Origin of the sequence: Streptomyces boluensis (assembly GCF_009908195.1) — a bacterium.
GTDB classification, from domain to species: domain Bacteria; phylum Actinomycetota; class Actinomycetes; order Streptomycetales; family Streptomycetaceae; genus Streptomyces; species Streptomyces boluensis.
This window is the reverse complement of sequence record NZ_JAAAHS010000253.1, coordinates 1-11,341: the sequence shown is the minus strand read 5'-3', so window position 1 is coordinate 11,341 and position 11,341 is coordinate 1. Positions and strand designations below refer to the sequence as shown.

The following is an 11,341-nucleotide window of genomic DNA, read 5'->3' as shown; positions in this document are numbered from 1 at the left end:
AGTCCCTCGCCGAAGACGGTTCGCGCGCCGAACTCGGTACCGTCCTGCCGGCGGTGACCTGCGCGGCACAGTCCACGTTCCTCACCGGGGCGCCGCCCGCCGAACACGGCATCGTCGGCAACGGCTGGTACTTCCGTGAGCTCGGCGACGTACTGCTTTGGCGCCAGCACAACGGCCTCGTCTCCGGCGACAAACTGTGGGACGCCGCCCGGCGCGCCCACCCGGGCTATACGGTCGCCAATATCTGCTGGTGGTACGCCATGGGCGCCGACACCGACATCACCGTCACCCCCCGTCCCGTCTACTACGCCGACGGCCGCAAGGAACCCGACTGCTACACCCGGCCCCCGGCCCTGCACGACGAACTCACCGACAAACTCGGCACGTTCCCCCTCTTCCACTTCTGGGGTCCGGGCGCCGACATCGTCTCCTCGCAGTGGATCGTCGACGCGACCCGCCACATCATCGACACCCGCCACCCCGACCTGGCGCTCTGCTATCTCCCCCATCTCGACTACGACCTGCAGCGCTACGGTCCCGACGATCCGCGCTCCCACCAGGCCGCCACCGACCTCGACCAGGCCCTCGCCCCCCTTCTGGACGACGCGCACCGCGAGCGCCGCACCGTCGTCGCGCTCTCCGAGTACGGCATCACCAAGGTGAGCCGCTCCGTCGACATCAACCGCGCGCTGCGCCGCGTGGGACTCCTCGAGGTCCACACCCAGGACGGCATGGAGTACCTCGACCCGATGGCGTCACGTGCCTTCGCTGTCGCCGACCACCAGATCGCCCATGTGTATGTCCGTCGCCCGGAAGATCTCGACGCCGCTCGTGAGGCACTCAACGGCCTGGCGGGAATCGATCAACTCCTGGACGACGAGGGCAAGAAGGAGTACGGCCTGGACCATCCGCGCTCCGGCGAACTCGTCGCCGTCGCGGAAGCGGACGCCTGGTTCACGTACTACTACTGGCTGGACGACGCGCGGGCACCCGACTTCGCGCAGCTCGTCGAGATCCACCGCAAGCCCGGCTACGACCCGGTCGAGCTGTTCATGGATCCGCTCGATCCGTACGTCAAGCTCAAGGCCGCCAAGGCGCTCGCCCGCAAGAAACTCGGGATGCGCTACCGCATGGCGGTGGTGCCCCTGGACGCGTCACCTATTCGCGGCAGCCATGGGCGCCTTCCTGATGACCCGAACGACGGTCCGCTCATCCTGTGCTCCACCCCCCGCGCTGTCACCGGCCCGATCCGGGCCACCGATGTGAAGTCGCTGCTGCTTCAACTGGCCGGTCTGCACTGCTGACCGGCGGCTGAGAACAACTCAACCAGACACCACTGACAACGCCCCATCACCGCAAGGAGTTCCCGCATGCCCCGCTCCTTCCGCACGTCCGCGTCCGACCCCGAACTCGCCCACAGACTCAGCCGTCGCGGCATGCTCGGCGTCGCCGCGGGCGCCACCGCCGCCGCTGTCGTCGGCACGGCCGCGACCCCCGCCGCAGCCGCCGCCCAGGCCGACACCCGAGCGGCGACAGCCACCGACGCCGGCTGCCCCGTGCTGCCGCCAGGACGCCTCGGCGTCCAGCTGTACAGCCTGCGCGACAAGGTCTCCACCCTCGGATTCGCCCCGGTCTTCGCCGAGTTGAGCAAGTACGGCTACGACGAGATCGAGTTCGCCGGGTACACCCAGGGCTCGGCGGGCCCCATCACCCTCGCCCAGCTCAAGCAACTCGCCGCCGACCACGGCCTCAACCCCATCGGCAGCCACGTCGGTTACTACTCCGACGACCCCAACGCGTACACGTTCGCGCAGAACCTGGAGAAGGTCCTCGACGAGGCGCAGGCGCTCGGCCTCAAGCACATCGGCACCGCCTCCGGGCCCTGGCGATACGGCACGACCGTCGAAGGGTGGAAGCGCTGCGCCGAGGAGTTCAACACGTACGGCGCGGCGGCGCGGAAGCGCGGCATGAAGTTCTACCAGCACAACCACGCCGAGGAGTTCTCCTTCGCGACCGACAGGACCGATGTACGCCTCTACGACGTGCTGCTCGCCGAGACCGACCCCGAGCTCGTGCATCTGGAGATGGACATCTACTGGGCGTACGCGGCGCAGTTCCGTTTCTCCAAGCGGGTCGACGGCACACCGGCGCCGTTCGAGCCGCTGGACTACGTACTCAAGCAGCCGCACCGCTACCCGCTGTTCCACGTCAAGGACGGGGAGCACGACGAGGCGGCCAAGGACGGCTACCGGATGGTGGACGTCGGTGACGGTGACATCGACTACGGGCGGTTCCTGTCCGAGGTGACCCGTCGTACGCCGACCGGCAGGCGGTTCCACCACTGGCAGGTGGAACACGACAATCCGGTGGACTCGCTTGCCTTCGCCCGTAAGTCGAGCGCCCATCTGCACGGGCTGCGCGAGGAGGACTGCTAGCCGCAGCCGGCCGGAGAGCACACGCAGAGCCCCCGGCACGTTGCCGGGGGCTCTGCGTAGTGGAGTCGCGTGCAGGAGCGGGGAGGCTACTGGGCGTCCCTGCTGATGGGTTGCGGATTCGGCGTGATCTTCTTGCTCTTGGGCCGCCCCGGCGGGGTCAGGAACAGCGCCACGAACCCGGCGAAGAACGAGATGGAGCCCGCCAGGATGAAGGCACCGGAGTGCCCCCAGGCGCCGACGACCAGGGCGCCCATGCCCGCGCCCAGACCGGAGACGAGCTTCGAGCTGTACACCATGCCGTAGTTGGTGGCGTTGTTGTTCTCGCCGAAGTAGTCGGCCGTCAGCGCCGCGAACATCGGGAAGATCGCGCCGCCACCGAAGCCTGAGATCGCGGAGAAGGTCAGGAACAGCGGCAGGTTCTGCATGTCGGCCGACCAGATGATGCCGAACTGCGCGAGGCCCAGGATGACGCACACGTACAACAGGCACTGCTTGCGGCCGTAACGGTCGGAGAGCCAGCCGATGACGCCGCGCCCGGTGCCGTTGACGATCGCCTTGAGGGACATCGCGGTGGCCACGATCCCGCTGGCGAAACCCGCCTCCTTACCGATGTCGACCTGGAAGGCGATGCCGAAGATGTTCACGCCCGAGGTGCACGCCAGACAGAACCACATCAGCGCCACCCGGCCGGTCTTCCAGGCCTCCAACGGGGAGTACTGCTTGACCGCCGGCGGGTTCTTCTCCAGGGACCTGCGGGCCCGCGGGTCGTCCGGAGGGTTGAGCGGGTCGATCTCCGGGGGCCACCAGTTCTTCGGCGGGTCCTGGAAGAAGAACCCCGCGAAAGCCACCACAGCGGCGAGGAAAAGGCCCACAAGGAGAAGCACGGTACGGAAGTTGGTGAGGTCCATGACGCCGGTGAAGATGAAGACGAACGGGACCGAGCCGTAGGCGAAACCGCCGTTGACGAAGCCGGTCTTGCCGCCCCTCCGCTCCGGGTACCACTTGCCCACCATGTTGACGCAGGTGGCGTACACCATGCCCGCGCCCATACCGCTGAACATGCTGAAGCCGATGTAGGCGAAGACGACGCTCGGCGCGTAGGCCAGGGACAGATAGCCGAGCAGGGTGCCGACGGCGCCGAGCATCATCGCCCAGCGGGCCGGCAGTCTGCCGCTCTCTCGCAGCCGTCCCGCGGGGAAGGCCACCGCGGCCTGGAAGAACACCCAGACGGTCATCATCCAGAAGATGTGGCCGCTGGCCCAGTGATGTGCGGTGTGCAGGGTGTCCTCCGCGGACGCGAACGCGTACTCCGCGGAGCTGATGCCCATCATGCCGACCCACGGCAGGATGACCATCCACTTGCGCTTGCGCCCCATGATGTCGATGTCGGTCTCGCCGACCCGGTAGGTCCGGCCGTTGGAGTCCGTCACCTCCCGGTACGGGACAGTGCTCGGTAGATCGGTTGTCGTCATGTCGATCGAACCCCTCGCGTGGAAGAAGTCTGGCCAGCGCCCCCTGTCCGTTCTCTTCGCACCGGGGCCCACGGCGAACGGCCGCCGCAGGCCCCGTGGTTCGAGCCGCCGTTCAGCTCATCGACCACCTCCGAGGAACCCCGCGGCCCGCGCCCACCGGTACTTGGCACCCAGCACCGCGACAGGCTTCTCGGTCGTGTAGGGATAGGCGACGACACCGTGCTCGAAGAGGTACGCGCACGCCTCCTCGACCTCCACGTCGCCCGCGAGGGAGGCCACGACCGGCTTCTCTATGCCGCGCTCCTTGAATTCGGCCACCACGCGCGCGGTGAGCTCGGCGAAGACCATCGGCGGCGTGACGATGGTGTGCCAGTAGCCGAGTACGAGGGAGTGGATCCGCGGGTCCTCGAGACCCAGCCTGATCGTCGCCTCGTACGTGGAGGGGGGTTCGCCGCCCGTGATGTCCACAGGGTTGCCCGCGGCCCCGAAGGGCGGGATGTACTCGCGGAACGAGGCGTCCAGATCCGGCGGAATCTCCATCAGGGAGAGGCCGTTGTCGGTCACCGCGTCCGACAGGAGCACCCCCGAACCGCCCGCCCCGGTGATGATGACGACGTTGTCGCCCTTGGGAGTGGGCAGTACGGGCAGCGCACGCGCGTACTCCAGCATGTCGTTGAGGCCAGGGGCGCGGATCACCCCTGCCTGTCGGAGGATGTCGTCGTACACCGCGTCGTCGCCCGCCAGGGCCCCGGTGTGCGAGCCCGCGGCCTTCGCGCCGGCGGCGGTGCGCCCCGCCTTGAGGACCACGACCGGCTTCTTCGGCACCGTCTCCCTGGCGGCGGCCACGAAGGCGCGGCCGTCCTTCAGGTCCTCCAGGTGCATGGCGATGCACTTGGTGTTGGGGTCTTCGCCGAACCAGGTCAGCAGGTCGTCCTCGTCGAGGTCCGACTTGTTGCCGAGGCCGACGATCGCCGACACACCGGTCTTCGTGGCGCGGGCGAAGCCCAGGATCGCCATGCCGATGCCGCCCGACTGCGAGGTGAGGGCGACGCCGCCCTTCACGTCGTACGGCGTGCAGAACGTGGCGCAGAGGTCCTGCCACGTCGAGTAGTAGCCGTAGATGTTGGGCCCGAGAAGGCGGACGCCGTGCTGCTCGGCGATCCGGACGATCTCGTCCTGCAGCTCGTGCTCCCCGGTCTCCGCGAAACCGGAGGGGATCAGCACCGCGTTGGGGATGCCCTTGCGGCCCACCTCCTCAAGGGCCGAGGCAACGAACTTGGCGGGGATCGCGAAGACCGCCACATCCACCTCACCCGGAACGTCGGTGACACTCTTGTACGCCTTGCGGCCCTGAATGTCATCGGCCTTGGGGTTCACGGGGTGGATCTCGCCGGAGAAACCTCCGTCGACGAGGTTCCGCATCACCGAATTACCGATCTTGCCCTGCTCGTTGGAGGCGCCGATCACCGCGACCGAACGCGGCTGCATCAGGCGCCGCATCGACCGCAGGATCTCGTCGCGACCGTACGTACGCCGCTTCTTGGGCGTCTCCGAGGAGAGGATCACGCGGATGTCGGCGGCGAGTGCGCCCTCCGGGGTGGCGATCACCGGATTGAGGTCGACCTCCGCGATCTCCGGGAAGTCGCTGACCAGTTGGGACACCCGGCGGATCTGCTCGGCGAGCGCCCAGCGGTCGACGGCCGGCGCGCCGCGCACCCCGCGCAGGATCTCGGCGGCCCTGATCGAGTCGAGCATGGACACGGCCTCGTCCGCGTCGACGGGCGCGAGCCGGAACGTCACGTCCTTCAGCACCTCGACGAGGACACCGCCGAGCCCGAACGCCACCACCTTCCCGAACGTCGGATCGGTGACCGCCCCGACGATCACCTCCTGGCCCTTGGGCAGGAGTTGCTGCACCTGGATGCCGTCGATCCGGGCGTCCGGAGCGTAGCCACGGGCACTCTCGATGATCTTGTGGAAGGCGGCCCGCACAGCAGCGGAACCCTCCACTCCGACGATCACGCCGCCGGCGTCGGTCTTGTGCAGGATGTCCGGGGAGACGATCTTCAGCACGACGGGCCCGTCGAAACGCGCCGCCGCCGCGACCGCCTGGTCCACGTCCCGCGCCAACTCCTCACCCGGCACGGCGATCCCGTACGCGTCCGCGATCAACTTGCCCTCGGGCGCGGTGAGCGCGCTGCGCCCTTCGGCCCGTACGGCGTCGAGCAGCGCCCGCACCGTCAGTGCGCGGTCCTCTGCCATCACGTCAGATCACTCCGTTCGACTTGAGCAGGCGCAGTTCCTCGTCCCCGAGGCCGAGCTCACCGACGTACACCTCGGCGTTGTGCTCACCGAGCAGCGGTGAACTGACCACGTCCACAGGGGAGTCGGAGAGCTTCAGCGGGGAACCGACGGTGGTGAACTCGCCGCGCTCGGGGTGCTGGACCTTGACGACCATCTCGTTGGCGGCGAGCGAGGCGTCCTCGACGATCTCCTTCGTCGAGAGGATCGGCCCGCAGGGGATGTTGTGGGAGTTGAGCTGCTCCAGGACCTCCCACTTGGGCAGGGTCGAGGACCACTCCTCGATCAGCTGGAACATCTTGCTCAGCTTGGGCAGCCGGGCCTCGGGCGTGGCCCACTCGGGGTCGTCGGCCAGCTCGGGCCGGCCGATCAACGAGGCCATGGGCTGCCAGCCGACGGGCTGCACGATGACGTACACGTAGTCGTTGGGGCCGCCCGGCGCGCACTTGACCGCCCAGCCCGGCTGACCGCCGCCGGACGCGTTTCCGGAGCGGGGAACTTCCGTGCCGAAGTCGTCGTTGGGATATTCAGCGAGCGGCCCATGGGCCAGGCGCTGCTGGTCGCGCAACTTCACCCGGCAGAGGTTGAGCACGGCATGCTGCATGGCCACGTTGACCCGCTGCCCGCGCCCGGTGCTCTCCCGCTGCAGGAGCGCCGCGAGAATTCCGGCGACGGCATGAATGCCGGTTCCCGAGTCGCCGATCTGGGCCCCCGTCGCCAGCGGCGGCCCGTCCTCGAAGCCCGTGGTCGACATCGACCCGCCCATGGCCTGCGCCACGACCTCGTAGGCCTTGAAGTTGGTGTACGGCCCGTCCCCGAACCCCTTGATGGAGGCATAGACGATACGCGGATTGATCTCCTGGATGCGGTCCCAGGTGAACCCCATGCGGTCCACGGCGCCAGGGCCGAAGTTCTCGACCATGACGTCCGAGCGCCGGATCAGCTCGGTGAGGATCTCCTTGCCACGCTCGGACTTGGTGTTGAGGGTGATGCTCCGCTTGTTGCAGTTGAGCATCGTGAAGTAGAGGGAGTCGACGTCCGGCAGATCGCGCAACTGCTTGCGCGTGATGTCGCCGCTCGGCGCCTCCAGCTTCACCACGTCCGCGCCGAGCCAGGCGAGGAGCTGGGTGGCGGACGGGCCTGACTGGACGTGGGTCATGTCGAGGACGCGCACGCCCTCAAGAGCCTTGGTCGTCATGACAAGCAGCTCCTCACTTGTACATGGTCTGGTTCATGGTTCCGGGGGCGTACGCGTCCGGGTCGACCCAGACGTTGATGAGCGAGGGCTTGCCCGACTCGCGGGCCCGCTGGAGCGCGGGGCCGATGTCGGCGGGGTCGCGGACCTCCTCGCCGTAACCGCCGAGCATCTGGGCGAACTTGTCGTAGTGGACGTCGCCGAGGGTGTTGCCGACACGCTCGCGCTCGTCCCCGTACTTGGCCTTCTGGCCGTAACGGATCTGGTTCATCGAGGAGTTGTTGCCGACGATGCCGACGAAGGGGAGGTTGTAGCGGACGAGAGTCTCGAAGTCCCAGCCGGTCAGGGAGAACGCGCCGTCGCCGAACAGCGCGACGACCTCCTTGTCGGGGCGGGCCTGCTTCGCGGCGAGCACGAACGGAATCCCGACGCCGAGCGTGCCGAGCGGACCGGGGTCCATCCAGTGGCCCGGCGACTTGGGCTGGACGACCTGCCCGGAGAAGGTGACGATGTCGCCGCCGTCCCCGATGTAGATGGAGTCCTCGGTCAGGAAGTCGTTGATCTCACTGACCAGGCGGTAGGGGTGGATGGGGGAGGCGTCCGAGCGCAGGTTCGGCAGCCGCTTCTCGATCGCGGTCTGCTCGGCGGCGCGCAGTTCGTCCAGCCACTCCTTGCGCTTGGACGCACCGCCGTTGACCCTGCCCGATGCGGCCTCGGTCACCGCCTTGAGGACCAGGCCCGCGTCGCCGACGATGCCGAGGTCGACGTCCCGGTTCTTGCCGACGGTGCGGTAGTCGAGGTCGATCTGCACCACGGTCGCGTCCGGCGAGAGCCGCTTGCCGTAGCCCATCCGGAAGTCGAAGGGGGTACCGACGATCACGATCACATCGGCGTTGGAGAAGGCGTACCTGCGCGAGAGCTGGAAGTGGTGCGGGTCGCCGGGAGGGAGGGTGCCGCGTCCGGCGCCGTTCATATAGGCGGGCACGTTGAGGGTGCGCACCAACTCGGTGGCGGACTCGGTGCCGCGCGTCGTCCACACCTGGCTGCCGAGCAGGATCGCGGGCTTCTCGGCGTGCACGAGGAGGTCGGCGAGCTTCTCGATGGCCTCGGGGTCGCCGGCGGAGCGGGTGGACGCGCGGTACTGCCCGGACTGCGGCACCCGCGCCTTCTCCACCGGCACCTTGGCGTCGAGGACGTCACGCGGGATCTCCAGGAAGGAGGGCCCGGGGGCACCGTGGTAGCACTCGCGGAACGCCATGGACACCATGTCCGCGGCGCGCGCGGTGTCCGGCACGGTCGAGGCGAACTTGGTGATGGGCGTCATCATGTCGACGTGCGGCAGGTCCTGCAGGGAGCCCATCTTGTGCTGGGTGTGGGCACCTTGGCCGCCGATGAGGAGCATGGGTGACTCGGCGCGGAACGCGTTGGCGACACCGGTGACGGCGTCGGTGGTGCCGGGTCCCGCGGTGACGACGGCGCAGCCGGGCTTGCCGGTGATGCGGGCGTAGCCGTCGGCGGCGTGTGCGGCCACCTGTTCATGGCGTACGTCGACGACTTCGATGCCCTCGTCGACGCAGCCGTCGTAGATGTCGATGATGTGGCCGCCGCACAGGGTGTAGATGACCTCCACGCCCTCCGCTTTGAGTGCCTTGGCGACCAGGTGCCCACCGGAAATGAGGTTCTGGCTGTTCTCGTCGGGCATGGCGAAGTCCTGTCCCTTCGTAGGGGAGTTGGCGTCCTCACGCACAGCTCATGGATGGCTCGTGTCCTGCGGTCACGCACTGCTCTGGCGCTGCTCACACCGCTGTCGCGGCAGATTGCATACAGTCGACGAATACTGTATGAAGCTTGTTATCCCGCATCCGGTGAGTGGTGTCCAGGGGGCGTGCGGCACTTTTGAGTCAGGAGCCGAGATGGACCTGTTCGAGTACCAAGCAAGGGAACTCTTCGAGGAATACGGCGTGTTGGTGCCGAAGGCGGAAGTCGTCGACACCGCCAAGGAGGCCCGCCGCGGCGCCGACCGCCTCGGGGGCCGCGTCGTCGTGAAAGCCCAGGTGAAGACCGGCGGCCGGGGCAAGGCGGGCGGTGTGAAGCTCGCCGCGGACCCCGCGTCGGCCGAGCTGACGGCACGCCAGATCCTGGGCATGGACATCAAGGGGCACACCGTGCACCAGGTGATGCTCGCCCAACCAGTCGAGATCGAGACCGAGTTCTACGTCTCGTACGTCCTCGACCGCGCCGAGGGCCGCTTCGTCGCCATCGCCTCGGCCGAGGGCGGAATGGAGATCGAGGAGGTCGCCGCCACCCGGCCCGAGGCCGTCGCCCGCATCCCGATCGACCCCGCGCACGGCGTCACCGCCGACAAGGCCGCGGAGATCGCCCGCGCCGCACAGCTCCCGCCCGAGGCAGCCGACGTCCTGGTCAAACTGTGGACGGTGCTGACCGAGGAGGACGCCGTACTCGTCGAGGTCAACCCGCTCGTGCGCACCCGCGACGGACGGCTCCTCGCCCTTGACGGCAAGGTCAGCCTCGACGACAACGCCCGTTTCCGCCAAGCCCGTTGGGGTGACGCGGGGACGGCCCACGACGACCCCCTGGAGGCGCGGGCGGCCGCCAAGGGACTCAACTACGTCAAGCTCGACGGCCAGGTCGGCGTGATCGGGAACGGCGCCGGCCTCGTCATGTCCACCCTCGACGTGGTCGCCGGCTGCGGCGCCCGCCCCGCCAACTTCCTCGACATCGGCGGCGGCGCCTCCGCCCAGGTCATGGCCGACGGGCTCTCCGTCATCCTCTCCGACCCGGACGTCAAGTCGGTCTTCGTGAACGTCTTCGGCGGCATCACCGCCTGCGACGCCGTGGCCGACGGGATTGTCCAGGCCCTCGACGAGATCCGCCTCACCAAACCCCTCGTCGTACGCCTCGACGGCAACAACGCCGCGCAGGGCCGCGCCATCCTCGACGGCCACCAGCACCCGCTCGTCGAGCAGGCGCCCACCATGGACGGCGCCGCCGAGCGCGCCGCGCAGCTGGCCAACTAGCGCCCGGAACAGAGGAGTTCAGACCATGGCGATCTACCTCACCAAGGAGAGCAAGGTCCTCGTCCAGGGCATGACCGGCGCCGAGGGCATGAAGCACACCCGCCGTATGCTCGCCGCCGGCACGAACGTCGTGGGCGGCGTCAACCCCCGCAAGGCCGGCCGCACCGTCGACTTCGACGACCGCGCCGTACCCGTCTTCGGCACCGTCCGCGCGGGCATCGAAGCCACCGGCGCGGACGTCACCGTCGTCTTCGTGCCGCCCGCGTTCTGCAAGGCGGCCGTCACCGAGGCGGCCGACGCGGGCATCGCCCTCGCCGTCGTCATCACGGAGGGCATCCCCGTCCACGACGCGGTCGCCTTCCAGACGTACGCGAAACAGCGCGGCACCCGCGTCATCGGCCCCAACTGCCCCGGCCTGATCACCCCCGGCCAGGCCAACGCCGGCATCATCCCCGCCGACATCACCAAGCCCGGCCGCATCGGCCTGGTGTCCAAGTCGGGCACGCTCACGTACCAACTCATGTACGAGCTGCGGGACATCGGTTTCTCCACCTGTGTGGGTATCGGCGGCGACCCCGTCATCGGCACCACCCACATCGACTGCCTGCAGGCCTTCGAGGACGACCCGGACACCGAACTCGTCGTGCTCATCGGCGAGATCGGCGGCGACGCGGAGGAGCGTGCCGCCGCGTACATCCGGGAGCACATCACCAAGCCGGTGGTCGGCTACGTCGCCGGGTTCACCGCGCCCGAGGGCAAGACCATGGGCCACGCCGGAGCGATCGTCTCCGGTTCCTCCGGCACCGCGCGCGCGAAGCAGGAGGCCCTGGAGGCGGCGGGCGTACGCGTGGGCGCGACCCCCACGGAGACGGCCCGACTCGTCCTCGACCACCTGGGCGC

8 protein-coding genes are annotated in these 11,341 nt (G+C 68.6%); 4 read left to right on the top strand and 4 right to left on the bottom strand.

The window, feature by feature from the left end; genetic code table 11:
• On the top strand, window positions 1-1,304 hold a 1,304-nt coding region (locus GUY60_RS26080; protein WP_161702024.1), incomplete at its 5' end, for an alkaline phosphatase family protein.
• 66 nt (window positions 1,305-1,370) lie between these two features.
• On the top strand, window positions 1,371-2,435 hold the full coding sequence (locus GUY60_RS26075; protein ID WP_161702022.1) for a sugar phosphate isomerase/epimerase family protein: 1,065 nt from the start codon (window positions 1,371-1,373) through the stop codon (window positions 2,433-2,435).
• An 86-nt stretch (window positions 2,436-2,521) separates the two neighbouring features.
• On the opposite strand, the gene GUY60_RS26070 is transcribed toward GUY60_RS26075, so the two are convergent.
• From GUY60_RS26070 to GUY60_RS26055, 4 genes are all read right to left on the bottom strand, one after another.
• Window positions 2,522-3,907, bottom strand: a complete 1,386-nt coding sequence (locus tag GUY60_RS26070) for an OFA family MFS transporter (RefSeq protein ID WP_161702020.1) — start codon at window positions 3,905-3,907, stop codon at window positions 2,522-2,524.
• A gap of 117 nt (window positions 3,908-4,024) precedes the next feature.
• Window positions 4,025-6,169, bottom strand: a complete 2,145-nt coding sequence (locus GUY60_RS26065; protein WP_161702018.1) for an acetate--CoA ligase family protein — start codon at window positions 6,167-6,169, stop codon at window positions 4,025-4,027.
• 4 nt (window positions 6,170-6,173) lie between these two features.
• Window positions 6,174-7,406 (bottom strand): formyl-CoA transferase, encoded by a 1,233-nt coding sequence (gene frc / locus GUY60_RS26060; protein WP_161702016.1) that lies wholly within the window; start codon window positions 7,404-7,406, stop codon window positions 6,174-6,176.
• A gap of 13 nt (window positions 7,407-7,419) precedes the next feature.
• Window positions 7,420-9,105 (bottom strand): thiamine pyrophosphate-binding protein, encoded by a 1,686-nt coding sequence (locus tag GUY60_RS26055; RefSeq protein WP_161702014.1) that lies wholly within the window; start codon window positions 9,103-9,105, stop codon window positions 7,420-7,422.
• A 211-nt stretch (window positions 9,106-9,316) separates the two neighbouring features.
• Between GUY60_RS26055 and sucC the strand changes: the two genes are divergently transcribed.
• Both sucC and sucD read left to right on the top strand, forming a co-directional pair.
• Entirely contained in the window at window positions 9,317-10,441 is a 1,125-nt protein-coding gene (gene sucC / locus GUY60_RS26050; RefSeq protein ID WP_161702012.1) for an ADP-forming succinate--CoA ligase subunit beta, read from the top strand.
• 25 nt (window positions 10,442-10,466) lie between these two features.
• Window positions 10,467-11,341, top strand: an 875-nt coding sequence (gene sucD, locus GUY60_RS26045; protein ID WP_161702010.1) for a succinate--CoA ligase subunit alpha, incomplete at its 3' end; no start/stop codon positions are given.

Coding starts and splice junctions, on each gene's coding strand:
- sucC (WP_161702012.1), top strand. CDS start 9,317: ATGGACCTGTTCGAGTACCAAGCAAGGGAACTCTTCGAGGAATACGGC.
- GUY60_RS26055 (WP_161702014.1), bottom strand. CDS start 9,105: ATGCCCGACGAGAACAGCCAGAACCTCATTTCCGGTGGGCACCTGGTC.
- GUY60_RS26065 (WP_161702018.1), bottom strand. CDS start 6,169: ATGGCAGAGGACCGCGCACTGACGGTGCGGGCGCTGCTCGACGCCGTA.
- frc (WP_161702016.1), bottom strand. CDS start 7,406: ATGACGACCAAGGCTCTTGAGGGCGTGCGCGTCCTCGACATGACCCAC.
- GUY60_RS26075 (WP_161702022.1), top strand. CDS start 1,371: ATGCCCCGCTCCTTCCGCACGTCCGCGTCCGACCCCGAACTCGCCCAC.
- GUY60_RS26070 (WP_161702020.1), bottom strand. CDS start 3,907: ATGACGACAACCGATCTACCGAGCACTGTCCCGTACCGGGAGGTGACG.